Origin of the sequence: Pseudomonas oleovorans subsp. oleovorans, assembly GCF_002197815.1 — a bacterium.
In the GTDB taxonomy this organism is placed as follows: domain Bacteria; phylum Pseudomonadota; class Gammaproteobacteria; order Pseudomonadales; family Pseudomonadaceae; genus Aquipseudomonas; species Aquipseudomonas oleovorans.
This window is the reverse complement of the sequence record NZ_NIUB01000007.1, coordinates 62,777-89,167: the sequence shown is the minus strand read 5'-3', so window position 1 is coordinate 89,167 and position 26,391 is coordinate 62,777. Positions and strand designations below refer to the sequence as shown.

General features: G+C 63.3%; 17 protein-coding genes. 11 read left to right on the top strand and 6 right to left on the bottom strand.

Annotated features, from left to right (window positions below):
* Positions 1–73: 73 nt before the first annotated feature.
* Complete coding sequence (locus PSOLE_RS05920; protein ID WP_088339298.1) at positions 74–886, bottom strand: TatD family hydrolase; 813 nt, start codon at positions 884–886, stop codon at positions 74–76.
* 273 nt (positions 887–1,159) lie between these two features.
* On the opposite strand from PSOLE_RS05920, the gene PSOLE_RS05915 reads away from it, so the two are divergent.
* Both PSOLE_RS05915 and PSOLE_RS24080 read left to right on the top strand, forming a co-directional pair.
* On the top strand, positions 1,160–2,551 hold the full coding sequence (locus PSOLE_RS05915) for an MltF family protein (protein ID WP_084340370.1): 1,392 nt from the start codon (positions 1,160–1,162) through the stop codon (positions 2,549–2,551).
* Between the two features lie 124 nt (positions 2,552–2,675).
* Complete coding sequence (locus PSOLE_RS24080; RefSeq protein WP_156157168.1) at positions 2,676–2,816, top strand: hypothetical protein; 141 nt, start codon at positions 2,676–2,678, stop codon at positions 2,814–2,816.
* Here the strand turns inward: PSOLE_RS24080 and PSOLE_RS05910 are convergent.
* A complete protein-coding gene (locus PSOLE_RS05910) occupies positions 2,798–3,733 on the bottom strand; it encodes a LysR family transcriptional regulator (RefSeq protein ID WP_003460507.1) in 936 nt (311 codons plus the stop codon). The two genes, PSOLE_RS24080 and PSOLE_RS05910, sit on opposite strands and share 19 nt — an antisense overlap.
* A 150-nt stretch (positions 3,734–3,883) precedes the next feature.
* Between PSOLE_RS05910 and PSOLE_RS05905 the strand changes: the two genes are divergently transcribed.
* Positions 3,884–5,113 carry an acyl-CoA dehydrogenase gene (locus tag PSOLE_RS05905; protein ID WP_003460500.1) on the top strand — a complete coding sequence of 410 codons (1,230 nt, stop codon included), beginning with the start codon at positions 3,884–3,886 and terminating at the stop codon, positions 5,111–5,113.
* Positions 5,114–5,206: 93 nt separating this feature from the next.
* Here PSOLE_RS05905 and PSOLE_RS05900 read toward each other — a convergent pair whose 3' ends face one another.
* The 3 genes from PSOLE_RS05900 to xthA all read right to left on the bottom strand — a co-directional run bounded on the left by PSOLE_RS05900 (position 5,207) and on the right by xthA (position 8,647).
* Complete coding sequence (locus PSOLE_RS05900) at positions 5,207–6,196, bottom strand: TerC family protein (protein WP_074860517.1); 990 nt, start codon at positions 6,194–6,196, stop codon at positions 5,207–5,209.
* A gap of 162 nt (positions 6,197–6,358) precedes the next feature.
* Positions 6,359–7,738, bottom strand: coding sequence for a substrate-binding domain-containing protein (locus PSOLE_RS05895; protein ID WP_074860519.1), 1,380 nt, complete (start codon positions 7,736–7,738; stop codon positions 6,359–6,361).
* Between the two features lie 96 nt (positions 7,739–7,834).
* Positions 7,835–8,647, bottom strand: coding sequence for an exodeoxyribonuclease III (gene xthA / locus PSOLE_RS05890; RefSeq protein WP_074860521.1), 813 nt, complete (start codon positions 8,645–8,647; stop codon positions 7,835–7,837).
* A 271-nt stretch (positions 8,648–8,918) separates the two neighbouring features.
* Here xthA and PSOLE_RS05885 point away from each other — a divergent pair, with 271 nt between their 5' ends.
* The 8 genes from PSOLE_RS05885 (at position 8,919) to PSOLE_RS05850 (ending at position 25,177) form a co-directional block, all read left to right on the top strand.
* Positions 8,919–9,563: a GNAT family N-acetyltransferase gene (locus PSOLE_RS05885; protein WP_003460493.1), complete on the top strand. Its 645-nt coding sequence runs from the start codon at positions 8,919–8,921 to the stop codon at positions 9,561–9,563.
* Between the two features lie 210 nt (positions 9,564–9,773).
* Complete coding sequence (locus PSOLE_RS05880) at positions 9,774–11,501, top strand: autotransporter assembly complex protein TamA (protein ID WP_003460491.1); 1,728 nt, start codon at positions 9,774–9,776, stop codon at positions 11,499–11,501.
* Positions 11,498–15,181 (top strand): translocation/assembly module TamB domain-containing protein, encoded by a 3,684-nt coding sequence (locus PSOLE_RS05875; protein WP_074860523.1) that lies wholly within the window; start codon positions 11,498–11,500, stop codon positions 15,179–15,181. Before PSOLE_RS05880 ends, PSOLE_RS05875 begins: the two co-directional genes overlap by 4 nt.
* A 174-nt stretch (positions 15,182–15,355) precedes the next feature.
* Positions 15,356–15,856 (top strand): thiol peroxidase, encoded by a 501-nt coding sequence (gene tpx / locus PSOLE_RS05870; protein WP_074860525.1) that lies wholly within the window; start codon positions 15,356–15,358, stop codon positions 15,854–15,856.
* 226 nt (positions 15,857–16,082) lie between these two features.
* Positions 16,083–17,312 carry an MdtA/MuxA family multidrug efflux RND transporter periplasmic adaptor subunit gene (locus PSOLE_RS05865; RefSeq protein ID WP_074860526.1) on the top strand — a complete coding sequence of 410 codons (1,230 nt, stop codon included), beginning with the start codon at positions 16,083–16,085 and terminating at the stop codon, positions 17,310–17,312.
* Entirely contained in the window at positions 17,309–20,401 is a 3,093-nt protein-coding gene (locus PSOLE_RS05860) for an MdtB/MuxB family multidrug efflux RND transporter permease subunit (protein WP_074860528.1), read from the top strand. Before PSOLE_RS05865 ends, PSOLE_RS05860 begins: the two co-directional genes overlap by 4 nt.
* A 148-nt stretch (positions 20,402–20,549) precedes the next feature.
* Entirely contained in the window at positions 20,550–23,654 is a 3,105-nt protein-coding gene (locus PSOLE_RS05855; protein ID WP_074860530.1) for a multidrug efflux RND transporter permease subunit, read from the top strand.
* A complete protein-coding gene (locus tag PSOLE_RS05850; RefSeq protein WP_083393760.1) occupies positions 23,651–25,177 on the top strand; it encodes an efflux transporter outer membrane subunit in 1,527 nt (508 codons plus the stop codon). The genes PSOLE_RS05855 and PSOLE_RS05850 overlap by 4 nt, the downstream gene beginning before the upstream one ends.
* A gap of 52 nt (positions 25,178–25,229) precedes the next feature.
* Here the strand turns inward: PSOLE_RS05850 and PSOLE_RS05845 are convergent, their stop codons facing one another.
* Positions 25,230–26,237, bottom strand: a complete 1,008-nt coding sequence (locus PSOLE_RS05845; RefSeq protein ID WP_074860532.1) for a TRAP transporter substrate-binding protein — start codon at positions 26,235–26,237, stop codon at positions 25,230–25,232.
* Positions 26,238–26,391: the final 154 nt, after the last annotated feature.

The window sequence follows — 26,391 nt, the reverse complement described above, 5'->3', positions numbered from 1 at the left end:
GCTATTGGCCAAGTGCCAGCAGTATGCATCGGTACACAGCCAGGGTCTTGACGCCAATCAATACTCTGGCGCCTTAGTCTTCCACTATGGCTGGCATATCGAAGAACGCTCGCGCACAGGCTGTGGTCTGTGCCGCCAGGGTTTCCTCGCTTTGCCCGCGGTGCAACGCCACCTCGCGCAGCACCTCGCCGAGAAAGGCAGGCTCGTTACGCCCGCTCTTGGGCTTTGGCCGCAGGCTGCGCGGTAACAGGAAGGGCGCATCGGTCTCCAGCATCAGGCGCTCGCCGGGGATATCCTTGAGCAGCGGATGCAGGTGCGTACCGCGACGTTCGTCGCAGACCCAGCCGGTGATGCCGATATGCAGGTCGAGATCGAGATAGGCATAGAGTGCAGAGCGTTCGCCAGTAAAGCAGTGCACCACGGCCGCTGGCAGTCGGTCACGATAGTCATGCAGGATTTCCAGCAGGCGCTGGCTGGCTTCGCGTTCATGCAGAAACACCGGCATCTGCAATTCGACGGCAAGCGCCAGTTGTTCTTCCAGGGCTTTTTCCTGTGCCGGGCGTGGCGAGAAATCGCGATCGAAGTCCAGCCCGCATTCACCCACGGCGCGTACTGGTGGTTGCGCCAATAGCGCCTTGAGGGTAGCGCTGCTGGCGCCGTTCCACGAGCTGGCGTCGTGCGGATGGACCCCGGCGGTGCTGAACAGGCGCTGGCCGCTGTTATCCAACTGTCGGCAAAGTGCGAGGCTCGCCTCGCTTTCATTCAGACTGGTGCCGGTCAGCACCAACTGACACACCCCGGCTGCATAGGCGCGTTCGAGCAGCGCCTCGGCCTGCACCGCGAGGCTGGGGTGGGTGAGATTGACGGCAATATCGATGAGTTGCATGGTGCCACCTGTTGAACGCGAGGGGGCAGAATAGCAGATGCTATCCGTTCGTCAGGAAGTCGATTTAAAACAATAAGTTGGTCGCTGTTTTTAAGGTTGATGCAAGGTTGTGGGGTGGCGCGGCAGCGCTCGGCTGTGCCAATCTCCGCGCCCCTGCCGCCCTTGGAGCTTGTTTGGCGGGTATACGGTCAGTAGCCGCCTGTCGCGTATTGGCGTACAGCAGCCACCAACCGGATGAGGCTTCGGCGGTCTACCGCCTTCCCTGGAGAGTCGATGTCGCGATTGCTGCTGATCCTGTGCCTACTGGCTGCGCTGCCGTTGTCGGTCAGTGCGCGCGTGGCCGGCCCGCCGGAGGTCGGCAGTCAGGCCCGCAGTGCGCGCGATCTGCCGACGATTCGCAGCAGTGGTGAGCTACGGGTGCTGGTCAATCAGAGCCGCAACAGCTCGGGCTCGGTCAAGGGCCAGAGCATTGGCGTCGAATATCACCGCCTACGGGCGTTCGAGCAGTACCTCAACCGCAATGCCCGAGATGGTCGCAGCCTCAGACTGAAGATCATCCCCAAAGCCAAGGATCAGTTGCTTGGCGCATTGCAGCGCGGCGAGGGCGATCTGGTTGCGCCCGGCGAACTGCTCAATGTGCGCACCGGGCATGATGTCAGTGCCAGTACGGCGATTCGCCGCGGAGTACCGCTGGTGCTGGTGTCGAAGCAGGGTAACCGGCATTACCGCAGCCTCGAACAGCTGGCCGGGCGTAGTCTTTCATTGCCAGCGGGTAGCGCCGTGGGTGACGCGCTACGGTTGATCAACCAGCAACTGGCTGAGCGCAAACTGCCGCCCATCGTGGTCGAGTGGGTCGACCCCAGCCTGGCCGTCGAAGATGTACTGGAAATGGTCCAGGCCGGCATCTTCGAGCGTACTGCGGTGGAGCTGCCGATCGCCGAACGTTGGGCCAAGGTGATGCCCAAGTTGCGCGTCGACAAGCATCTGGTCCTGGCACGTGATGGCGACATGAAATGGTTCATGCGCCCCGATGCGCCGATGCTACGAGCCAGTATCGACCGTTTCTTCAGTAGCTATCAGAGCCCGGCCGACCAGGATGCGGCGTTCCAACGTGTCTATCGCCGCTTATACAAGGTGCATTCGCCGCTGGGGCGCACTGAACGACAGCGTCTGGAGAAGGTGCGCCCGGTGCTGCAGCAGCATGCCGAGCAGCAGGGTTTCGATTGGCTGATGCTGGCTGCGCTAGCATTCAAGGAGTCGACGTTGAACCCATCGGCGCGCGGCGCCAGCGGCGCGACCGGGCTGATGCAGATCACCCCGGCGGCAGCGCGTAGCGTCGGGGTGAGCAACATTCAGAACCTCGACGGTAACGTCCAGGCCAGCAGCAAGTACCTGGCGATGATCCGCCGCAACTTCTTCAACAGCCCGCAGCTCAACGAGCGCGAGCGCATGGCCTTCGTCCTGGCTGGCTACAACCTGGGGCCGCAGCGGGTGCAGAGCCTGCGCGCCGAGGCTCGCAGGCGTGGCCTCAATCCCAATCAGTGGTTCTTCCAGGTCGAACGTGTGGCCATGGAGCAGATGGGCATGGGCGTGGTGAGTTATGTGAATGCGGTGAATAAGTACTACCTTGCTTATGACCGTGAGCGCTATCTGCTCGAACCGTAAAGGCAGCGTCTGACGGCCAAGTAGATATTTATTTGATATTAATTGCCGGTGTTTTGCTGTTTTTTAATCGAGTGCATTGGATATTCTGTGCGCCATCAACTCCACACACGAAGGAAGGGTTGTAATGAACAACCTGATCAAGAACATCACCGCCACCCAGGCCAGCTTCGGCATCACGCATCCTGCGTTCAGGTACCAGCAAGAAGGCCCGCACATGCGGGCCTTCTTGCATCAAGCGCTGAACGATCAGGCGGTAGCGGCCTGATCAGCTTTCTTTTCCTGCGCAATGACCTGCTGCGCCAGTTCGATCATCTGCTCGCGCATCCAGCGGTTGGCCGGGTCCTGATCGGTACTCTCATGCCAGTACAGGTGCGTTTCCAGCGCCGGCACATCACCGACCGGTAAGGTCACATGATGCAGGTTGTGGCGGCGGGCGAAACGCTCCGGCACGGTCATCACCATGTCGGTCTGCTGTATCACGCTACTGGCCATCAGATAGTGTTGCGAGCGCAGGGCAATCTTGCGCTGGATGCCCATCTTGCCAAGGGCCAGATCCACATAGCCTAAGCCACTGCGGCGGCTGGAGATGTGGATGTGGCTCAGCGACAGGTATTCGTCGAGGCTGATCTTTTCCTTGGCCATTGGGTGGCCAGGGCGCATGGCGCAGACATAGCGATCATCCAGCAGCTTGACGTGACGAACCTGCGGGTCGGTATTGAGTGGCGCGTCGACGGCAAAATCGAGCCGGCCGGCGGCCAGCTCCTTGGTGGTTTCGCGGCGCTTGGCCAGGAAGCTCTCGATGCATACGCTCGGCGCCAGGCGACGCAGGCGCTGGAACAGCGGTGGCAGGAGGATCTGCTCCGACAGGTCGGTCATGCTGATGCGGTAGGTCTTGCCGGCCTGCTGCGGGTTGAAGGTTCGGCTTTCCTGCACGGAAACGCGCAACAACTGCAGGGCGTTGCGTACCGGACCGATGATGTTCTGCGCCATCGGCGTCGGCACCATGCCCTGGGCGGTGCGCACGAACAGCGGGTCGTTGAAGGTTTCGCGCAGACGGGCGAGGGCGTTGGAAACCGCTGGCTGGGTAATGCCGACGATCTGCCCGGCACGGGTCAGGTTGGCCTCGGTGTAGATGGCGTCGAAGACGATGAAGAGGTTCAGATCCACCTTGGTCAGGTTCATGCCGGCAGTGCTCCAGGGGGCGTCGATATCAATCGATCATATATAGGTTATGAATGTTCATACACGCTGAAAATAGGTTAGATAAATCCTAAGCGCTGTTCTAGCATCATTTCCACAACCTCTCACCCTTTATTACAAACAGGTAATTCCATGGATTTCGCCTATTCCCCGAAGGTTCAAGAGCTGCGTGAGCGCGTCAGTGCATTCATGGAGGCGCACATCTACCCGGCTGAAGCGGTGTTCGAGCAGCAGGTGGCCGAAGGTGATCGTTGGCAGCCGACCGCGATCATGGAGGAGCTGAAGAACAAGGCCAAAGCCGAAGGTCTGTGGAACCTGTTTCTGCCCGAGTCGGACTACGGCGCCGGCCTGACCAACACCGAATATGCACCGTTGGCGGAGATCATGGGTCGCTCGCTGATCGGCCCCGAGCCGTTCAACTGCGCCGCGCCGGATACCGGCAACATGGAAGTGCTGGTGCGTTACGGCAACGAGGCGCAAAAGCAGCAATGGCTGGAGCCGCTGCTGTCCGGCGAGATTCGTTCCGCCTTTGCCATGACCGAGCCGGGCGTGGCCTCGAGCGACGCCACCAACATGCAGGCCAATGCTCGCCGCGAGGGCGATGAGTGGGTCATCAACGGTCGCAAATGGTGGACCTCCGGTGCCTGCGACCCGCGCTGCAAGGTGATGATCTTCATGGGTCTGACCAACCCGGACGCGCCGCGCCACCAACAGCACTCGATGATCCTGGTGCCGATGGATGCGCCAGGCGTCACCGTACTGCGCCCGCTGCCGGTGTTCGGTTATGACGATGCGCCGCATGGCCATGCCGAAGTGTTGTTCGAGAACGTGCGCGTGCCCTACGAGAGCGTACTGCTCGGTGAAGGGCGTGGCTTCGAGATCGCCCAGGGGCGCCTCGGCCCGGGCCGCATCCACCACTGCATGCGTTCGATCGGCATGGCCGAGCGCGCCCTGGAGCTGATGTGCAAGCGCGCCGTTTCGCGCACCGCCTTTGGCAAGCCGCTGGCGCGCCTGGGTGGCAATATCGATCACATCGCCGATTCGCGCATGGAGATCAACCAGGCGCGTCTGCTGACCCTGAACGCGGCCTACATGATGGATACCGTGGGCAACAAGATCGCCGCCAGTGAAATCGCCCAGATCAAGGTGGTGGCGCCCAACGTGGCGCTCAAGGTGATCGACCGGGCGATCCAGATGCATGGCGGTGCCGGGGTTTCCAACGACTTCCCGCTGGCCTACTGGTACGCCATGCAGCGCACCCTGCGCCTGGCCGATGGCCCGGACGAGGTGCATCGCGCAGCCATCGGCAAGTTTGAGATTGGCAAGTACGTGCCGCGCGACGTGATGAAAGCCAGCCGCTGATCCCGCAAGCCAAAGCAAAGAGACCCGCATTTGCGGGCCTCTTTGTTTGTCTGTCGTCGACTTTGCTGCTCGGTCGTCCGGCTACGCCGTTTCTCAGTGTTCCGGGGCTTTATGGTCGCGGGTATTGAGCAGCGACAGGATCACCCCGCCTGCCAGCAGGCCCAGGGTGACGCCAAGCGAGAGCAGGGCGGGAACCTTGATCAGGTCGTGCAGGAAGATCTTGCCGCCGATATACATCAGCACCAGCGCCAGGGCGTACTTCAGGTAGATGAAGCGGTGCATCAGTGCGGCCAGGGCGAAATACAGCGCGCGCAGGCCGAGAATGGCGAAGATGTTCGAGGTGTAGACGATGAACGGGTCCTGCGAGATGGCCAGTACCGCCGGCACGCTATCCACCGCGAACACCAGGTCGGCCAGTTCGATCAGCACCAGCGCCAGCAGCAGCGGGGTGGCATAGAGCAGCGGCTTGCCACTGACCTGATCCTTCAGACGCACCAGGAACTTGCCTTCGTGCAGCTCATCGGTGACGCGAATGTGCTTGCGCACGAAACGGATCACCGGATTCTGCGCCAGGTCTGGATGCGACTCTTCGTCACCGCTGCGCAGCATCTTGACGCCGCTGAAGAGCAGGAAGGCGCCAAAGATGTAGAGAATCCAGTCGAACTGCTGCACCAGCGCCGTGCCCAGGCCAATCATGATCGCGCGCAGCACGATCACCCCGAGAATGCCCCAGAACAGCACGCGGTGCTGGTATTTACGCGGGATGTTGAAGTAGCCGAGGATCATCGCCATGACGAAGACGTTGTCCATCGACAGCGATTGCTCCACCAGGAAGCCGGTGTAGTACTCCATCGCCTTGGTACCGCCGAGCTGCCACCAGATCCAGCCGCCGAAGGCGACGCCGACACTGAAGTAGCCGGAATACAGCAGCAGGCTTTCGCGCATCTCGATTTCATGCTGATCGCGATGCAGCACGCCGAGGTCGAGTACCAGAAGGGTGATGATCAGTATCAGGAAGGCCAGCCAGAACCAGCCGGGGGTACCGAAAATGGGGGATGTCAAAAAGGCAAGTAGAGCGTCCATGAGCCCTCCCTTATGTCTGCCTGAGTTGAAAGAAATCGACTCAGTGACTCCGACATCACGGTGAGAAAACTCACCGCCAGAGGGGCCCGGCGTCACGCGCGGCGAAGATTAGCGCCGAGCCCTTACTCTGCCAAGCCCTTTGTAAGGAAATATTTTCAGGCGTCAGTAGACCCAGATTTCGACACGGCGATTACGGATACGGCCATTGTTCTGATCATTGGCCGCCACCGGTAGCTCGCTGCCCATCCCGGTGATTTCACGAAACAGTACGCCTTGTTTGGCCAGCTCACGGCGCACGGCCATGGCGCGCAGTTTCGACAGCAGTTCGGCGCGCTCGGGGTCGCTTTTCGGATCGCCGAAACCCACCAGCACCACCTTGTCCTGCAGCTTGTCGTGTTGTTTGAGATAGTCCAGCACCCGCTGCAAATCACGATGTGCTTTGTTATCCAGCGTTGCGCTGCCTTCCTGGAAGCGGAAGTTCACCGACAGGCGCTGCGCCTGCTTTGCCAGTTGCTGGTACTCCGCTGGCATTTGCGCATCTGCGGCGACCTTGACCGCCTGGACGGTCTGGGCGATGAAGCCGCTGTTGTCGACAATGGCCTGGCCGCGTGGGCTGTGGGCGAAGTCGATCAGCGCGCGTACCCAGGGATTGGCCAGTTGCGGGTCGTTGTAGAGAAACAGGCGGCGTGCCAGGGGGTAGTCCTCGGTGGCGATCAGCGTGGTGCTCGGTGGCATCGGCTGAGAATTGCCCGCAGCGACGGCGATAGCCTTGGCCTGGCGGATGTAGGGTAGGCCAATGAAACCGATGCCATTGGCATCGCTGCTCACTGCGTCGGACAGTTGGGTGCTGGATTCGAAGCGTTGCGCGTCGGCGGCGAGTGTGCGCCCGCCTGGAGCCAGCACCAACTCCTTGAAGGTGTCGTAAGTGCCGGAATTGTCATCGCGTGCGTAGGGGCGAACCTTGCCGGGTTTGCCGCCCAGCGCAGCCCAGTCTCCGATCTCGCCGGAAAACAGCTGCGCGATCTGCTCCACACTCAGCGTTCCAATCGGGTTCGATGGATGGACGATGATGGCCAGACCATCGATGGCGATGACCTGTTCACTCTGCGGACTGCGCAGATCGCCAAGGGTCGCCAGGGTAGCGGCTTCGCCATCCTTGATCGGCCGCGACGAGGCGGCCAGATCGGCGCTGCCGTCCTTGAGCGAGGTAAAACCGGTGCCAGAGCCGTGAGCGGCGACTTCGACTATCACCTGGCGGCCGTCGGCCCGTCGCGCGAGCAGGCGCTGCTCGTTTTCCCGGGCACCTTCTTCGCTGTGGATATCGTGCAGGCCCTGAGCTTCGAACAGCCCTTTGACCAGCTCCGGGCCGAGCTTGGCACCAATGGTGTTGGAGCCCTGGATGCGCAGTACCGGTTGGTTGCCCTCGGAGGCTGGTAGTGCGGCGAAGACGGAAAGAGGCAGGGCGTAGCAGATGAAACCGATCAGCAGCAGGGACAGAGTACGACCCCAGAGGTCGCGGTCGGCGGACAGGGCGCGCGGCATGCGGCAAGCACCTTCTAGTGGAGAGAAATACCGCGCAGATTAAGTCAGTCGAGTTGCAGTCATATTACAGGGCGCGTCATCGACACGCGCCCAGTTTCACGCCAGTTCCAGCCAGATCGGCGCATGGTCCGAGGGCTTGTCCATTCCACGCAGGTCGTAATCGATGCCGGCATCCTTGAAGCGCGCCTGCAGCGGCTGGCTGGCGAGGATCACGTCGATGCGCAGGCCGCGCTTGGGCTCGTCTTCAAAGCCGCGACTGCGGTAGTCGAACCAACTGAAACGATCATTCACCTCGGGGTTGAGGTGGCGGAAGCTGTCTACCAGGCCCCAGCTCTTCAGCGTCGCCAGCCATTCGCGCTCCTCCGGCAGAAAGCTGCACTTGCCGGTTTTCAGCCAGCGCAGGCGATTAGGCTCGCCGATGCCGATGTCGCAATCTTCCGGGCTGATGTTGATGTCGCCCATCACTACTAGGGCCTGCTGCGGATCGAAGTGCTCCACCAGCAGTTGATGCAGGTGGGCGTAGAAGCGCTGCTTGGCCGGGAACTTCACCGGGTGGTCACGGCTTTCGCCTTGCGGGAAATAGCCGTTCATGATGGTGACCGGGTTGCCACCCGCATCGGCGAAGGTGCCGTAGATGAAGCGGCGTTGAGAGTCTTCTCCATCGCCGGGAAACCCCTTGTGCAGGCTCAGTGGCTCCTGACGCGAGAGCAGGGCAACGCCATAGTGGCCTTTCTGGCCGTGGTAATGCACGTGGTAGCCGAGCTGACGGATCTCGGCTTCGGGGAACTGCTCATCGGCCACCTTGGTTTCCTGCAGGCCGATCACGTCCGGCTGGTGTTTTTCGATCAGGGCTTGCAATTGATGAGGGCGCGCACGCAGGCCATTGATATTGAAAGAGACGATTTTCATGGGCAGCGGGTCCTGGGCTAACGGGCATGCCATGAGAGGTATCCCGGATGATGAAAGCCTTCGCGGCATGCCTTCCCTCATCCGGTGGTTCGCGCCACCTTCTCCCGAAAGGGGAAGGGCATGAGGAAGGTGTCGCTGCGCGACTTTCAGATTAAACGGCGATGCTAGCCGATCCTCGGCGCTCGCGGCCAGCGCCTGGCGGGCATCATGAGGTGGTGCTAAGTTGGATGGGACGCGCCTGACCCACAACGCATAACAACAGAGGTCTGCCATGCCCAACAACGCTCCAGCAGAAGTGCGCATGCTTGATGGTGGTTACGCCCGCGAGGTCCGTTCGCTGCTCTACCACGCCTATCGCCACGAGCCGACCTTCGCCTACCTGTTCGAAGCGCAGCGACCGGGTTTTGATCAGCGTGTACGCGCGACGATTCGCGAACTTGTGCAGCAGCACTTCGCCGAGGATCTGCCGGCCATTGGCCTGCTGATCGATGACCGCCTGATCGGCGCAGCACTGATCGCGCCACCGCAGCGCCGCCTGGATATCACCGAAAGTTGGGGGTGGCGTCTGCGCATGCTGCTGAGCACCGGTTTCAGCTGCACCAAGCGCTATCTCGAGTACCACGATGCGGTGCTTGCCAGTCTGCCGCCCGGGCCTTACCACGTGCTGCCGCTACTGGGCATTCACCCCGAGTTTCAGGGGCAGCATCACGGCGAGCAGTTGCTCGAGGCGCTGCACGACTGGTGTGCACAGGACAGCGGCTCGCAAGGTGTGGTGCTGGATACCGGCAATGCGCGCTATCTGGACTTCTACAGGCGCCAGGGCTACGAGGAAATCGGCGAGCTGGCCATCGGCCCGGTGGTGGGGCACGTGTTCTTCCATCCCAATCCACAGCCGGTGGTGCGGGCCAGCGCTTGAGAACCTGTTCACGATCAGCTGCGCGTCGGCGCTGCTGCGTTAAAAACAGGCTCGGAATGCTCATTTACAACTCGTAAACTGCGCTTCCTCGCCTGTTTTTGCCTTGCATCGCTCTAGCTCGCAAGATCGTGAGCAGGTTCCAAGCTCCGGCTGTCTGCCCATGTCGCGAAGCCTCTGGCGCGCGCTTCGCGCCGTGGTAGCATCCCCGCCATGAGTGTATATGGACATATCCGGCGCAGCCTCGCGCTGCTGCTGATCAGTACTGGCGCCCTCGCGGCTGGCGAGCTGGACGTGCGAATCACTCCGAGCAATTCGGCGCTGAAGGCCAATATCGAGGGCTACGTCGGTAGCCTCGATGGCCGTGATACGCAGTCGTTGCGCCGTTTGCGCCGCATCGCCGAAAGCGAGGCGGACAAGGCCGCGCAGGCGCTGGGCTATTACCAGGCGCGCATCCGCAGCCATATCGAAGAGGGCGCAACGCCACGCCTGGTGCTGGAAGTCGAGCCCGGCGAACGGGTGCGCCTGCGCAACGTGGACATTCGTATCGAAGGGCCTGCCAGCGAGCTGTCTGCCTTTCGCGTACCCAGTGCCGGCCGTTTGCAGCCAGGCTCGGTGCTCAACCATGGGCGCTATGAGGACGCCAAGCGACTGATTCAGAATCAGGCCTTGCGCTATGGCTTCTTCGACGGCCGATTCTCTCGCCAGAGTTTGCAAATCGACCCGGCTGTCGGGGTGGCCGATATCGAGCTGGTGTTCGTCAGCGGGCCGCGTTACAGCCTGGGCGATATCGCCTTCAGCGGTGATTTCCCCTTCGACGAGGATCTGCTGCGGCGCATGGTGCCCTTTGCGCCAGACACCCCCTACGACTCCGAGCTGATCGCCGAGCTGTACCAGGCCCTGCAGTCCAGCGGCTATTTCGAGTCGGTGAGGGTCGATGCCATCCCGACCCAGGCCGATCAGTTGCGTATTCCAGTGGCGGTGGCGCTGCAGGTGCGTGAGCCGCGCACCATGGGCCTGGGACTGGGCTTTTCCACCGACGTCGGGCCGCGCCTGCGCGCCAACTGGACGCGCCACTGGCGCAATCCGCAGGGGCACAGCTACGGGGTGGAAACCGAATTGTCCGCTCCCAGACAGAACGTTGGCCTGTGGTACGACATTCCCGGTGACCCGCCACTGACCGACAAACTGCGCCTGGCCGGCGGTTATCAGTATGAGGAGCTGGCCAGCAAGGACAGCTTGAGCCGGCTGCTTACCCTCGGTCCGGAATGGCACAGCCAGCGCCCTGGGGGCTGGCAGCGCGTGCTGTCGGTGAAATGGCAGCGTGAGGAATATCGCCTGGGCGACGATTCCGGGTTGAGCAACTTGCTGATGCCGGGTGTCAGCTACTCGCTGCTGCGCAGCGACAATCGCCTCGACCCGAATCAGGGTTACCGCGTGCAGTTCGATTTGCGCGGCGCCGTCGATGGCGTACTGTCCGACGCAAACGTGCTGCACGGTAACGTCATGCTCAAGGGCCTGACTACCGTACTCGATAATCACCGTCTGCTCGGGCGGGTGCAGTTTGGCGGTACCGAAACCAATGGTTTTTCTGCCGTGCCGCCGTCGCTGCGCTTCTTCGCCGGTGGCGATCAGAGCGTGCGTGGTTACGACTACCAGAGTCTGTCGCCGGTGAACAATCGCGGCGACAAGATTGGCGGCCGCTACCTGTTCACCGCCAGCGCCGAGTACCAGTACAGCCTCACCGACAAGTGGCGCCTGGCGACTTTCATCGACCAGGGCAATTCCTTCAATTCGCTGGACATTCCCACCTTGAAGACTGGTGTCGGCTTCGGCGTGCGCTGGGTTTCGCCGGTGGGCCCGCTGCGCCTGGACCTCGCTCATGCGCTGGACGACGACGGTGGCGTGCGCCTGCATTTCTCCATGGGGCCTGAGCTATGAGTCGGCGCCTGCTGAAATGGCTGGCCGGAGGTCTGTTCGGTCTGCTGTTGCTGCTCGTAGCAGCTTTATGGACGCTGCTCGGTACTCAGGGTGGTAGCCGTTCGCTGCTGGCCCAGGTGCCAGGTTTGCAGGTCGACAACTTCGCAGGCCGTCTGGGCGGTGCCTGGCAGGCCGATGCGCTGATCTGGCAGCAAGACGATAGGCGGGTTGAGCTGAAGCAGTTGGACATGACCTGGTCGCCGTCCTGCCTGCTGCGCCTGACGCTGTGCCTGGATCGTCTACATCTGCGGCAGGTTGCCGTGACCTTGCCGGCCGGTGCCGAGTCGGACAGCGAACCGCTCAGCCTGCCAAATGTAAAACTGCCACTGCGCCTGCAATTGGGCGATATCCAGCTGGGTGAGCTGACTCTGGACGGCCAGCCGCAGGTGCGCGATGTCGCACTGATTGCCAGTTGGAACGAGCAGGGCGTCGACCTGCAACGTCTTGCCCTGCAGCGTGATGATCTGCGCCTGGAGGTCAGCGGTCGTCTGACGCCGCAGGGTGGTTGGCCGCTGGCCTTGAGCGGGCGCCTGCAGTTGCCGGAGGTCGATGGCAAGGCCTGGCAGGTGGCGCTGCAGGTGGGCGGCGAATTGCAACGCAACCTGACGATCGAGGCCGATAGCAGTGGCTATCTCGATGCTCGTCTGGAAGGACAGGTGCAGGCGCTGGCTGAGCATCTGCCCGCTGAACTGCGCCTGACCAGCCAGGATTTCCAGGCCAGCAGCGGTTTGCCGCAGACGCTGCACCTGCAGGCGCTTACCTTGTCGGCAAAGGGTGACCTGAGCAGCGGCTATCGCATCGACGGCAGCGCCACTCTGCCCGCCGAGCAGGCGCCGATGCCGCTGGCCTTGCGCGGCAGGGTCGATGCCAAGGGCGCGGATATCGAATTGCTACGCATCGAGGCCGAGGATCAGCAGCATCTGCAGCTCAGCGGTACGCTCGCCTGGAGCGAAGCGTTTCAGGTCGATGCCAAGCTCGACTGGCTGAATTTTCCCTGGCAGCGCCTGTACCCGCTGGATGAGCCGCCGCCCGTGGCGCTGCAGGAGCTGCACGCCGAAGCCAGCTATAGCGAAGGCAATTACCTGGGTAACTTCGCTGCGCAGCTTAAGGGACCGGCAGGGGACTTCAGCCTGAGCAGTCCGGTCAGTGGCGATCTCGGCCAGGTCAGCCTGCCGCAGTTGCAGCTGGTGGCCGGCCAGGGCCGCGCCGAAGGGGTGGTCAAGGTTGGTTTTGCCGACGGCGTCGACTGGCAGGCCATGCTGCAGCTCAGCGCCCTCGACCCGGGTTACTGGCTGGCTGAGATGCCGGGTAATCTGGCAGGGCCGCTGAATACCTCGGGCAGCTTCAACGCCGGCGCGCTGCAGGCCAACGCTGATATCGACCTCAATGGCCGTCTGCGTGGCCAGCCCGCGCAATTACAGGTACAGGGCGCCGGTAGCGGCGAGCGGTGGCAGCTCGAGCGGTTGCTGGTGCGTCTGGGCGACAATCGGATCAGTGGCCAAGGCGCTATGGATCAGCGCTTGCGTGGCCAGCTGGAGTTGGCCTTGCCGCGCCTGGGGCAACTCTGGCCCAGCCTGCAAGGGCAGATACAGGGCCAGCTGTCCCTGGCCGGTACGTTGCAAACGCCGCAAGGCCAGCTGGCGCTGAGTGGGGAGCGTCTGGCCTTTGGCGACCCCAGCCTGCGGCGACTGCAGCTGGACGCGACGCTGGATGCCCGCCAGCAGGCGCGCATCGGTTTGAATCTGCGTGGCATCCGCATCGGCGATACCTACCTTGGGCGCCTGCAGGCCGATGGTCGTGGCGATCAGCGTCGCCAGGCGCTGGACATCGATTTGCAAGGTCCGCTGTTGCAGCTGGCGTTGGCCCTGGACGGCAGCTTGAGCGAGCAGGGCGACTGGCGCGGTCGTATTGCCAGTGGCCGTGTGCAGAGCGGCGGGCAGGATTGGCAATTGCAACAGGTGGCGACACTGGAGCGCCTGGCCAGCGGCCGCATGAACCTGGGCGCGCATTGCTGGCAGTCCGGCGATGCCAGCCTGTGCGGCGGGCAGCAGCGGCTGATGCCACAGCCCAGCCTGGACTGGCGCCTGGAGAATTTCCCCTTGGCCAGCCTGCAGCCCTGGCTGCCCGAGGACTTTGCCTGGCAGGGGCGGCTGGATGGTCAGCTGAAAGTCGAGCTACCCGACAGCGGTCCCAACGGCCAGATCAGGCTCGATGCCGGCGGCGGCAACCTGCGTATTCGTCAGCCGGATGAAGAGCAGTGGCTGGACTTTCCCTACGACAGCCTGCGCCTGGACAGCACGCTGCGCCCTCAGCGGGTAGACAGCGAACTGCGTTTCGTCAGTAGCCGCCTGGGTGAGCTGCTGCTGCAGGCGCAGATCGACCCGCGCCCGGCGCACAAGCCGGTCAGCGGCGAGTTTCGTCTGAGTGGTTTCGACCTCGCCGTCTTGCGCCCCTTCGTGGCAATGGCGGACACCCTTGAAGGCAAGCTGCAGGGCAGTGGCACTATTGGTGGCCAGCTGATGGCGCCGCAGATCAACGGCCAGCTGCGGCTGGAGGGCGGCGAGCTGTCCGGCAGCGAGTTGCCGGTGAGCCTGGAGGGCTTGCAGCTGCAGGCGCTGATCGCAGGTGAGCGAATGCAGCTGTCTGCAGACTGGCGCAGTGGTGAGCAGGGCCAGGGCAACCTGCGTGGCGAAGTTGCCTGGGCCGAAGGCCTGAGCGGCGACCTGGCCCTGCAGGGCCGGCGTCTGCCGGTGAAGGTCGAGCCTTACGCCGAACTGGAAGTCGAACCTGACCTGCAATTGCAGCTACGTGCTCAGCGCCTGGCCATCAGCGGTAAAGTCGGCGTGCCACGCGGGCTGATCAGCGTCCGTGAGCTGCCGCCGTCAACGGTGAAAGTCTCCGGCGATGCGCAGGTGGTCGGGCGTGAAGTGCCAGAGGCCGAAGAGGGGCTCGGCGTCGCCATGGATGTCGAGGTCGAGGTGGGCCAGGACAGGCTGGCGTTCAGCGGCTTTGGCCTGAGCGCCGACCTGCGTGGGCGCGTGCATATCGGCGATAACCTCGATACCCGTGGTGAGCTGGATCTTGCCAATGGCCGCTATCGTGCCTACGGTCAGCGTCTGACCATCCGTCGCGCGCGGTTGTTGTTCACCGGCCCCATCGATCAGCCGTTTCTCGATGTCGAGGCGATTCGCCGGGTCGATACGGTAGTCGCCGGTATTCGTCTGTCCGGTAGCGCCGAGCAGCCGAGCACCACGGTCTTCGCCGAGCCGGCCATGAGCCAGGAACAGGCGCTGTCCTATCTGGTGCTGGGCCGGCCGTTGGGGCAAGGCACGGGGGACAACAACATGCTTGGCCAGGCAGCGCTGGCGCTCGGTCTGGCCGGCAGCAGTTCGCTCACCACCAGCCTGGCCACCAGTCTGGGTATTCAGGATTTTCAGCTCGACACCGAGGGCAGTGGCGTGACCACCAGTGTGGTGGCCAGCGGCAATATCACCGAGCGCTTGAGTCTGCGTTACGGCGTGGGTGTGTTCGAGCCGGCCAACACCATCGCCCTGCGCTATCAGTTGAGCCGCCGCTTGTATCTGGAGGCCGCCAGCGGCCTGGCCAGTTCGCTCGACCTGTTCTACCGGCGCGATTTCTGATGGCAAAAGGTTCATTGGCTAAAATCCCTACTCGATCTCCGGTGTATCGGCGTCGCTTCTGCGCTAGTCTGGACGCATGGTCGGGCCGTGACCTGCCATTCGACGGGTTATTCGCTGTGGCGAAGCCCGTGTCACATATTTGCCCTTCAACTCCCTGACGATAAGGAAACTCCCATGGCGCAAGTCACTCTCAAAGGCAATCCGGTACAGGTCGATGGTCAACTGCCGCAGGCTGGTCAACAGGCGCCGGCGTTCAGCCTGGTCGCGGGCGACCTGAGCGACGTCACCCTGGCCAGCCTGGCCGGCAAGCGCAAGGTGCTGAACATCTTCCCCAGCGTCGACACGCCGACCTGCGCCACTTCCGTGCGCAAGTTCAACGCTGAAGCCGGTCAACTGAACAACACCGTGGTGCTGTGCATCTCCGCGGATCTGCCGTTCGCCCAGGCACGCTTCTGTGGTGCTGAAGGTCTGGAAAACGTGGTCAATCTGTCCACCCTGCGTGGCGCCGACTTCCTCAAGAACTACGGTGTGGCCATTGCCAGCGGCCCGCTGACCGGCCTGGCCGCGCGCGCCGTGGTAGTGCTGGATGAAAACGACAAGGTGCTGCACAGCGAGCTGGTTGGCGAAATCGCTGATGAGCCGAATTACGCAGCTGCCCTGGCCGCGCTGAAGTAACTCGCAGCTGGTTCGATGTAACGGCCTGCTTTGCAGGCCGTTTTTATTTGTGCACCAAGGCGAACGTTCTGAGCACGTCGACAGTCCCTTGCCCAATGCAGATTTTTTCGCGGAGTCAAACAGTTAGTAACGTAAGGGCAGCGTAAAAAGCGGGTAAATGGGCTTTGCTTGACGCGGGCCAGTGCTTATCGTGCCGACTCCCCTTAAAAGTGATATTGCGCCTGCCATGTCGAATGCTTCCCCGTCTCCATCGAATTCCTCCCGTCAATGGCTGATTGGCCTGACGTTGCTCGCCGTGCTGCTTCTGCTGCTGTGGTGGTTCTGGCCGAGCAAGCCAGAAAGCCAGCAGATGGGCCGTGGCCGTTTCGGTGACATGGGGCCGGTGCCGGTGCGCGTGGCCGAGGTCAAGCAGGGTGAGTTCGCCATCGAGCTCAAGGCGCTTGGCACGGTAACTTCCTACAACACGGTCAACGTACGCTCGCGAGTCGACGGTGAACTGGTCAAGGTGCTGTTCGAGGAGGGCCAGCAGGTCAAGGCCGGCGACCTGCTGGCGGTGATCGATCCACGTCCTTATCAGGTGGCCTTGCAGCAGGCGCAGGGGGCGCTGCAGGAAAACCAGGCGCAACTGAAGAACGCCGAACTGGACCTGCAGCGATACAAGGGGCTGTACGACGAAGACAGCATCGCCAAACAGACCCTGGACACCCAGCAGGCGCTGGTCAATCAGTACCGTGGCAGTCTGCAGAGCAACCAGGCAGATGTCGCCACGGCCAAGCTCAACCTCGACTTCACCCAGATTCGCGCGCCCATCGACGGTCGCCTCGGTCTGCGTCAGCTGGATATCGGCAACCTGGTCAGCAGCGGTGATACCACGCCTTTGGTGGTAATCACCCAGGCCGATCCGATTGCGGTGATCTTCACCATCCCCGAGGGCGATCTGCCAGCCGTGCTGCAGCGCCGCCGCGACGGCACGATCCTGGCCGTCGAGGCCTGGGACCGTGGCGAACGCCTGAAATTGGCTGAGGGCGTGCTGGAAAGCCTGGATAACCAGATCGACACCACCACCGGTACGGTCAAGCTCAAGGCGCGCTTCGACAACGCCGAGCAGATGCTCTTCCCCAATCAGTTCGTCAACGTGCGTCTGCGCGTGGAAACCCGTGAGGCCGCCACCATCATTCCGTCCGCTGCGGTGCAGTTCGGCACCCAGGGCACCTTCGTCTATGTCGTGGGTGACGATAACAAGGTGAGCATCCGCCCGGTCACCATCGCCGCCAGCGACGCTGAACGCAGCATGGTCAACGAGGGCGTGCAGCAGGGTGAGCGGCTGGTGCTGGAGGGCACCGATCGTCTGCGGGACGGTAGCGAAGTGGAGGTGGTCGAGCCCACTGCCGTGCAGGAATCCAAGAGCGAAGGGCTGCGTGAGCCTGGTCGGACCGCGGCGCGGAATGACGCATGAACATCTCCCGCCCATTCATCCTGCGGCCGGTCGCTACCACGCTGTTGATGGTGGCGATCTTCCTCAGCGGCCTGATCGCCTACCGACTGCTACCGGTGTCGGCGCTGCCGGAGGTGGATTACCCGACCATTCGCGTGTTGACCCTCTATCCAGGCGCCAGCCCGGATGTGATGACCAGCGCCGTGACCGCGCCGCTGGAGCGCCAGTTCGGGCAGATGGCCGGGCTCAAACAGATGTCCTCGACCAGCTCTGGTGGTGCCTCGGTGATCACCTTGCGCTTCAATCTGGATGTTTCCCTGGCGGTGGCCGAGCAGGAGGTGCAGGCGGCGATCAACGCGGCGAGCAATCTGCTGCCTGGCGATCTGCCGGCGCCGCCGGTGTACAACAAGGTCAACCCGGCCGATACGCCGGTGCTGACCCTGGCGGTGAGTTCAAAGACAATGCCGCTGCCGCAGGTCAACGACCTGGTCGATACCCGCCTGGCGCAAAAGCTCGCGCAAACCAGCGGTGTCGGCCTGGTGACCCTGGCCGGCGGGCAACGCCCGGCCGTGCGTATCCGCGTCAACCCGGAGGCGCTGGCGTCCTACGGCCTGAGCCTGGCCGACGTGCGTAGCCTGATCACCGCCAGCAACGTCAACCAGCCCAAGGGCAACTTCGACGGGCCTACGCGGGTTTCCCAGCTCGATGCCAACGACCAGCTGAAGTCGGTCGAGGAATATCGCGAGCTGATCCTCAGTTATCAGAATGGTGCCGCGCTGCGCCTGAAGGATGTCGCCGAGATCATCGACGGCGCCGAAAACGAGCGCCTGGCGGCCTGGGCCAACCGCAACCAGGCGGTACTGGTCAACGTGCAGCGTCAGCCTGGTGCCAACGTCATCGATGTGGTCGACCGCATCCAGACCCTGCTGCCGCACCTGACCGAGGGCCTGCCGGCCAGCGTCGAGGTCAAGGTGCTCACCGACCGCACCCAGACCATCCGTGCTGCGGTGCGCGATGTGCAGCACGAACTGCTGCTGGCCATTGCCCTGGTGGTGATGGTGACCTTCCTGTTCCTGCGCAAGCTGTCGGCGACCATCATCCCGTCGATCGTCGTGCCGCTGTCGCTGATCGGCACCTTCGGCGTGATGTACCTGGCCGGTTTCACCATCAACAACCTGACGCTGATGGCGCTGACCATCGCCACCGGTTTCGTGGTCGACGACGCCATCGTCATGCTGGAGAACATCGCCCGCCATCTGGAGGAGGGCGAGACGCCGCTCAACGCCGCACTCAAGGGTGCCCGGCAGATCGGCTTCACCCTGGTCTCGCTGACCCTGTCGCTGATTGCCGTACTGATCCCGCTGCTGTTCATGGCCGATGTGGTCGGCCGGCTGTTCCGCGAGTTCGCCATCACCCTGGCCGTGGCCATCCTGATTTCCCTGGTGGTGTCGCTGACCCTCACGCCGATGATGTGCGCGCGCTTGCTCAAGGCCGAGAAACCCGAGCAGGAAGGGCGCTTCTATCGCGTCGCCGGTGGCGCCATCGACGCCATGATCGAACGCTATGGCGTCTGGCTGCAGTGGGTGCTCAGGCATCAGCCGCTGACCCTGCTGGTGGCCGTGGCGACCCTGGGCCTGACCGTGCTGTTGTATATGGCGGTGCCCAAGGGCTTCTTCCCGGTGCAGGACACCGGCGTGATCCAGGGTATTTCCGAGGCGCCGCAGTCGATCTCCTTTGCCGCCATGAGCGAGCGTCAGCAGCGCCTGGCGGATGTCATCCTGCGTGATCCGGCGGTGGCCAGCCTGTCCTCGTCGATTGGCGTGGATGGCGACAATCCGACGCTCAACAGCGGCCGTCTGCTGATCAACCTGAAAACCCACGCCGAGCGCGACGTCACCGCCAGTGAGGTAATCGAACGTCTGCGTCCTGAGCTGGCGAAGGTTCCCGGGATCGAGCTGTTCATGCAGCCGGTGCAGGACCTGACCATCGAAGATCGCATCAGCCGCACCCAGTTCCAGTTCACCCTGGAGTCGCCCGACAGCGCGCTGCTGGAAACCTGGACGCCGCGTCTGGTCGAGGCGCTGCGCGAGCAGCCGGAGCTGACTGACGTGGCCAGCGACCTGCAGAACCGCGGCTTGCAGGTGTTTCTGGATATCGACCGCGACGCCGCGGCGCGCCTTGGCATTAACGTCGGCACTATCGACGATGCCTTGTACGACGCTTTCGGCCAGCGCCAGATCAGCACCATCTACACCCAGGCCAGTCAGTACCGCGTGGTGCTGGAGAGCCGCGATGGCGGGCGTATCGGCCTGGCCGCGCTGCGTCAGATTCACGTGGCCACCGGCGACGGCCAGCAGGTGCCGTTGTCGTCCCTGGCGCATGTCGAGGAGCGTCCGGCCAGCCTGCTGGTCAACCATATCGGCCAGTTCCCGGCGGTGACCCTGTCATTCAATCTGGCGCCTGGCGTGTCGCTGGGCGAGGCAGTGGCGGTGATCGAGCGGGTCGAGCAGGAAATCGGCCTGCCGGGCGGCATCAACACCCAGTTCCAGGGCGCTGCGGAGGCGTTCCGTGCGTCGTTGTCGTCGACCTTGCTGCTGATTCTGGCGGCCATCGTCACCATGTACATCGTGCTGGGCGTGCTCTACGAGAGCTATATCCACCCGATCACCATTCTTTCCACGCTGCCGTCGGCGGGCGTTGGTGCGCTGCTGGCGCTGCTGCTGACGGGTAACGACCTGGGGCTGATCGCCATCATCGGCATCATCCTGCTGATCGGTATCGTCAAGAAGAACGCGATCATGATGATCGACTTCGCCCTCGAGGCTGAGCGCAACCAGGGCATGGCGCCCGAGGCGGCGATCTACCAGGCGGCGTTACTGCGCTTTCGGCCGATTCTGATGACCACCCTGGCGGCGCTGTTCGGTGCCATTCCGCTGATGCTCGCCTCGGGCTCCGGCGCCGAGCTGCGCCAGCCGCTGGGGCTGGTGATGGTCGGCGGCCTGCTGGTCAGCCAGGTGCTGACGCTGTTCACCACACCTGTGATCTATCTGTACTTCGATCGCCTGTCGCGCCGCTTTAGTGGGCGCAGTGCGGCGGGGGTGGCGGTATGACTGGTGTGTGGCTTTTCCTCCCCTCTCCCGCTTGCGGGAGAGGGGCCGGGGGAGAGGGCGGGTGTCGTGCTGTGCCATCGGCCCTCTCCCCAACCCTCTCCACTAGGCGTGCCCCCAATAAATGGGAGAGGGAGCAGGGCAATCGCGCATGAACCTCTCCGCCCCCTTTATCCGCCGTCCGGTGGCCACGCTGCTGCTGAGCCTGGCGATCATGCTGCTCGGCGGCGTCAGCTTCGGCCTGCTGCCGGTGGCGCCGCTGCCACAGATGGATTTCCCCACCATCACCGTGCAGGCCAGCCTACCTGGGGCCAGCCCGCAGATCATGGCCTCGACCGTGGCCACGCCGCTGGAGCGCTCGCTCGGCTCGATCGCCGGGGTCAGCCAGATGAATAGCCGCAGCAGCCAGGGCAGCACGCGGATCATGATCCAGTTCGACCTGGACAAGGACATCAACACCGCCGCGCGCGAGGTCCAGGCGGCGATCAATGCGGCGCGCGAACTGCTGCCCAGCGGCATGCGCAGCATGCCCAGCTACCGCAAGATCAATCCATCGCAGGCACCGATCATGGTGCTGTCGCTGACCAGTGCCACGCTGAACAAGGGCCAGCTGTACGACGTGGCCTCGACCATCCTGGCGCAGAAACTGTCCCAGGTTGGTGGCGTGGGTGAGGTGCAGGTCGGCGGCAGCTCGTTGCCAGCTGTGCGGGTGTCGCTGGAGCCGCGCCTGCTCGATCACTATGGCATTGCGCTGGACGAAGTGCGCCAGACCATCGCCGCGAGCAATGCCCTGCGTCCCAAGGGCGCGGTCGAGGACGAGCAGCGCCGCTGGCAGGTGCAGGCCAGTGACCAGTTGGCCAAGGCCGCCGATTACCTGCCGATGATCATCCGCTACCAGGACGGCGCTGCCGTGCGCCTGGGCGACGTGGCCACGGTTACCGATGGCGTCGAAGACCGCTACAACAGCGGTTTCTACAACGACAAGGAAGCGGTGCTGCTGGTTATCAACCGGCAGAGCGGGGCGAACATCCTGCAGACCATCAGCGACATCCGCGCCGAGCTGCCGGCGCTGCGCGAGGTGATTCCAGCCAGTGTCGAGCTGGAAGTGGCGATGGATCGCTCGCCGGTAATCCGCGCCACCCTGCACGAGGCCGAGCAGACGCTGCTGATCGCCGTGGGCCTGGTGATCCTCGTGGTGCTGGCGTTTCTCGGGCGTTGGCGCGCAGCGCTGATTCCGGCGCTGGCGGTGCCGGTGTCGCTGATCGGCAGTTTCGCCGCCATGTACCTGCTGGGGTTCTCGCTGAACAACCTGTCGCTGATGGCGCTGATCATCGCCACCGGGCTGGTGGTGGACGATGCCATCGTGGTGCTGGAGAACATCGCCCGGCACATCCATAACGGCGAGAAGCCGATGGCGGCGGCGTTCAAAGGCACGCGCGAGGTAGGCTTCACCCTGCTGTCGATGAACCTGTCGCTGGTAGCGGTGTTCATCTCCATCCTGTTCATGGGTGGCATCGTCGAGCGGCTGTTCCGTGAGTTCTCCATCACCCTGGCCGTGGCGGTGGTGATTTCCCTGCTGGTGTCGTTGACCCTGACGCCGATGCTCTGCGCGCGCTGGCTCAAGGCCGAGGACGAACAACCACGCGGCCGCCTGCAGCAATGGGGCGACCGCCTGCAGACGCGGGTTTTGGCTATCTACGGGCGTTCGCTGGACTGGGCACTGCGCCATTCGTTGCTGATGGTCATCAGCCTGCTGGCGACCATCGCGCTGAACGTCTACCTGTTCGTCAGCATTCCGAAGACCTTCATGCCGCAGCAGGACACCGGCCAACTGATCGGTTTTATCCGCGGCGACGATGGCCTGTCGTTCCAGGTCATGCAGCCGAAGATGGAGATTTTCCGCAGGGCGGTGCTGGCCGATCCGGCGGTGGACAGCGTCGCTGGCTTCATCGGCGGTGCCGGCGGCATCAACAACGCCTTCATGATCGTGCGCCTGAAGCCCATCAGCGAGCGCAGCGTGTCATCGCAACAGGTGATCAACCGCCTGCGCGCCAGCGTGCCGAAGGTGCCCGGTGGGCGCATGTTCCTCATGCCGGACCAGGACCTGCAGATTGGCGGGCGCGAGGGGCGCAGTTCGGAGAACGAGTACATGCTGCTCTCGGGCGACCTCGATGCCCTGCGTGAGTGGCTACCCAAGGTGCGTGAAGCGCTGCGCGCGTTGCCCGAACTGACCGATATCGACGCCCGCGAGAACAGTGGTGCCCAGCAGATTCGCCTGGTGGTGGATCGCGAAGCCGCGCAGCGCCTGGGCGTGGAGATGAGCATGATCACCGCGGTGCTCAACAACGCCTTCAGTCAGCGCCAGGTTTCCACCATCTACGAAGCGCTGAACCAGTACAGCGTGGTGATGGAAATCAACCCGCTCTATGCCCAACATCCCGAGGCGCTGGACCAGATTCAGCTGATCACCGCCGATGGCGCACGGGTGCCGCTGTCCACCTTCGCCCACTGGGAACGCAGCCTGGAAGAGGACCGGGTCAACCACCAGGGCCAGTTCGCCGCCGAGAACATCGGCTTCTCCCTGGCCGAAGGGGTCAGCCTGGATCAGGCCAGCCGCGCCATCGACAATGCCGTGGCGCGGGTCGGCCTGCCCACCGAAGTGCAGGGCATGCTGGGCGGCACTGGCGCGGCCTTCCAGCAGACCCAGGGCAATCAACCGCTGATGATCCTGCTGGCACTGGTGGTGGTGTATATCGTGTTGGGCGTGCTCTACGAGAGCTACGTGCATCCGTTGACCATCCTCTCGACCTTGCCGTCGGCCGGGGTTGGCGCCTTGCTGGCGCTGCAACTGGTAGGCATGGAGTTCAGTCTGATCTCCTTGCTGGGTCTGTTCCTGCTGATCGGTATCGTCAAGAAGAACGCCATTCTGATGGTCGATCTGGCCCTGCAACTGGAGCGTGGTGAGCGCCTGAGTCCGCAGGAGTCCATCCGCCAGGCGTGCCTGCTGCGGTTCCGACCGATCATGATGACCACCCTGGCTGCGATCCTTGGCGCCTTGCCGCTGGTGCTGGGCAGTGCCGAAGGTTCGGAGATGCGCCAGCCACTGGGTATCACCATCGTCGGTGGTCTGGTGCTGAGCCAGATGCTGACCCTCTACACCACTCCGGTGGTCTACCTCTACTTCGACCGCCTGCGCCATCGCGTCAACCGCTGGCGTGGCGTGCGCACCGATGCTTCGTTGGAAAATCCGTTATGACCATGCATACCGTTCCGCTAGGAGCGAGCTCTGCTCGCGAAGAGCCTCGATACAACCCATTCGCGAGCAGAGCTCGCTCCTACAGTCTGTTCGTGCTGCTCGGTGTGCTGGGCGGCTGCGCCCTGGGGCCTGACTATCAACGCCCCGAGCTGATGGCGCCCGTGCAGTTCAAACAGGTCGAGGGCTGGAAAGCCGCCGCGCCGGCAGATGTTCTGGAGCGTGGCAACTGGTGGGCGCTGTACGGCGACACCGAGCTCAATGCGCTGGCCGAGCGCCTGCAACTGTCCAATCAGAACCTGGCCGCCGCCGAGGCCCAGTACCGCCAGGCAAGGGCGCTGGTGCGCGGCGCACGGGCCAGCTTCTATCCAACGCTGTCCGGCAGCGCCGGGGTGACTCGGGTCGGGCAGGGTGGCGGTGACAGCACCATCCGTACCGCCGATGGCGTCACCGTCAGCGGTTCTGGAGCGTCAAGCATTTCCAAGAGTTATGACCTCAGCCTCAATGCAGCCTGGGAGCTGGATCTCTGGGGCAAGCTGCGCCGGGGCCTGGAGGCCAGCCGCGCCGAATTCGAGGCCAGCGCCGCCGACCTTGCCGCTGCGCGCCTGAGCCTGCAGAGCGAGTTGGTGCAGAACTATTTGCAACTGCGCATCCTCGACGAACAGAAGCGCCTGCTCGACGCCACGGTGGCCGCTTACGCACGCTCGCTGCGCCTGACCGAGAACCAGTACCGCGCCGGCATCGTGCCCAGGTCAGATGTGTCCCAGGCCACCACGCAGCTCAAGAGCACCCAGGCGCAGGCAATCGATCTCGAGTGGCAACGGGCGCAGCTCGAACACGCCATTGCCGTGTTGGTCGGCGTCAGCCCGGCCGAACTGTCCATCGCACCGCGCGAAAGCCTGCCGACGCTGCCCGAGGTGCCCGTGGCGCTGCCTTCGCAGCTGCTCGAGCGCCGCCCTGACGTTGCCGCCGCCGAGCGCCGGGTGATGGCGGCCAACGCGCAGATAGGCGTAGCCGAGGCTGCGTGGTTCCCCGATCTGACGATCTCGGCCAGCGGGGGGTATCGCGGCAGCAGCTTCGCCGACTGGATCGAAGTGCCCAATCGTTTCTGGTCGCTGGGCCCGCAACTGGCCTTGAGCCTGTTCGACGGCGGCGCGCGGCGTGCGGAGCTGGAACGTAGCGAAGCCGTCTATGACCAGACCGTGGCGCAATACCGCCAGGCCGTGCTGGACAGCTTCCGCGAAGTGGAGGATTACCTGGTGCAGTTGCGCGTGCTGGAGCAGGAGAGCGGAGTGCAGCAGGAGGCGCTGGATGCGGCGCGCGAGTCGCTGCGGCTGATCGAGAACCAGTACCGCGCCGGTACCGTCGACTACAACAGCGTGGTTACCGTACAGGCCACCGCGCTGAACAACGAACGCACCAATCTCACGCTACTGGGTAGCCGGCTGACTGCCAGTGTGCAGCTGATCGCTGCTCTCGGTGGCGGCTGGCAGGTGGAGCGACTACAGCAGCAGGCGCCCCAGTAGGTGAAGGAAGTAAGCAGTCGGCGTGGCGGAAAACCGCCATGCCGGCTGTGAGTCATTCGCGATGCTTGCGGTTCACCGTCTGCGCCGCCTTGATCACGTCACTGCCAATCTGCCCTTGGAACTGTTCCCATACCGGACGCATCGCATCGCGCCAGGCCTGGCGCTGCTCGGCGGTCAGGTTGATGACCTGGCTGCGACCAGAATCCACGATGCGCTGGCGGTCGGCCTGGTTGGCGGCCTCGGCCTGTTTGTTCACCACGTAGGTGACCTCGTCGATGATGGCTTCCAGCTCCATCCGGGTCTGATGCGGGATGCCGTACCAGAAGCGCGAATTGCTCACCAGCATGTAGTCCAGCACGCCATGGTTGGTTTCGCTGATGAAGGGCTGCACTTCATGCAGCTTCTGGCTATAGATGTTCGACCAGGGGTTTTCCGCCCCCTGTACCTGGCCATTCTGTAGCGCTTTGAAGACTTCCGAGAACGGTAGTTTCTGACTATTTGCGCCTACCTGGGCGAATTGTGTCTCCAGTACCGCCGACGGCTGAATACGGAAGCTCAGACCATTGGCATCGCCAGGCATGTTCAGCGCGCGGGTAGCGGAAAGCTGCTTCATGCCGTTATGCCAGTAAGCCAGACCAACGATGTTGTGGTCTTCCATCGAGCGCAGCAGCTGGCGGCCCTTGGCGCGTTTCTGGAAGCGGTTGACCGCATCCAGGTCATCGAACAGGAACGGCAGGTCGAACACCTGCAGTTGCTTGGTGTACTGCTCGAACTTTGCCAGAGACGGTGCCAGCAACTGAACATCGTTTTTGCGCAGGGCTTCCAGCTCATTGGCGTCGCCAAAGAGGCTGGAGTTCGGGTAGACCTCGACCTTCACCTTGCCGGCCAGACGTTCCTCGACCAGCTGCTTGAACAGCAGTGCGCCCTGGCCCTTGGGCGTGGCATCGGCGACGACGTGGGAGAATTTGATCAGGATAGGTTCATCGGCCAGTGCCGTGGTGGCACCGAAAGAGGCTAACGCCAAGGCGCAGGCGGCCAGGGCGCGGACTGGATTGAACATACTGCTTCCTTTTCTTCTTGTCGGTTGCGACACCCGTGGGTGCCTCGTGTTGGTTGCTCCACTGTTCTGCTGGAGGGCTATGGGCAGCCGCGTCGACAGTTTAGAGCGTGCCTTGTTACCGCAAGGCTTGTGCCAGTATGGCGAATTCCCGCCA

Excerpts from the sequence above, each read along its gene's own strand:
- PSOLE_RS05875 (WP_074860523.1), top strand. The coding sequence starts at position 11,498 with ATGAGTCGGCGCCTGCTGAAATGGCTGGCCGGAGGTCTGTTCGGTCTG.
- PSOLE_RS05860 (WP_074860528.1), top strand. The coding sequence starts at position 17,309 with ATGAACATCTCCCGCCCATTCATCCTGCGGCCGGTCGCTACCACGCTG.
- PSOLE_RS05905 (WP_003460500.1), top strand. The coding sequence starts at position 3,884 with ATGGATTTCGCCTATTCCCCGAAGGTTCAAGAGCTGCGTGAGCGCGTC.
- PSOLE_RS05900 (WP_074860517.1), bottom strand. The coding sequence starts at position 6,196 with ATGGACGCTCTACTTGCCTTTTTGACATCCCCCATTTTCGGTACCCCC.
- PSOLE_RS05865 (WP_074860526.1), top strand. The coding sequence starts at position 16,083 with ATGTCGAATGCTTCCCCGTCTCCATCGAATTCCTCCCGTCAATGGCTG.
- PSOLE_RS05845 (WP_074860532.1), bottom strand. The coding sequence starts at position 26,237 with ATGTTCAATCCAGTCCGCGCCCTGGCCGCCTGCGCCTTGGCGTTAGCC.
- PSOLE_RS05915 (WP_084340370.1), top strand. The coding sequence starts at position 1,160 with ATGTCGCGATTGCTGCTGATCCTGTGCCTACTGGCTGCGCTGCCGTTG.
- PSOLE_RS05850 (WP_083393760.1), top strand. The coding sequence starts at position 23,651 with ATGACCATGCATACCGTTCCGCTAGGAGCGAGCTCTGCTCGCGAAGAG.
- PSOLE_RS05920 (WP_088339298.1), bottom strand. The coding sequence starts at position 886 with ATGCAACTCATCGATATTGCCGTCAATCTCACCCACCCCAGCCTCGCG.
- xthA (WP_074860521.1), bottom strand. The coding sequence starts at position 8,647 with ATGAAAATCGTCTCTTTCAATATCAATGGCCTGCGTGCGCGCCCTCAT.
- PSOLE_RS24080 (WP_156157168.1), top strand. The coding sequence starts at position 2,676 with ATGAACAACCTGATCAAGAACATCACCGCCACCCAGGCCAGCTTCGGC.
- tpx (WP_074860525.1), top strand. The coding sequence starts at position 15,356 with ATGGCGCAAGTCACTCTCAAAGGCAATCCGGTACAGGTCGATGGTCAA.
- PSOLE_RS05895 (WP_074860519.1), bottom strand. The coding sequence starts at position 7,738 with ATGCCGCGCGCCCTGTCCGCCGACCGCGACCTCTGGGGTCGTACTCTG.
- PSOLE_RS05885 (WP_003460493.1), top strand. The coding sequence starts at position 8,919 with ATGCCCAACAACGCTCCAGCAGAAGTGCGCATGCTTGATGGTGGTTAC.
- PSOLE_RS05880 (WP_003460491.1), top strand. The coding sequence starts at position 9,774 with ATGAGTGTATATGGACATATCCGGCGCAGCCTCGCGCTGCTGCTGATC.
- PSOLE_RS05855 (WP_074860530.1), top strand. The coding sequence starts at position 20,550 with ATGAACCTCTCCGCCCCCTTTATCCGCCGTCCGGTGGCCACGCTGCTG.
- PSOLE_RS05910 (WP_003460507.1), bottom strand. The coding sequence starts at position 3,733 with ATGAACCTGACCAAGGTGGATCTGAACCTCTTCATCGTCTTCGACGCC.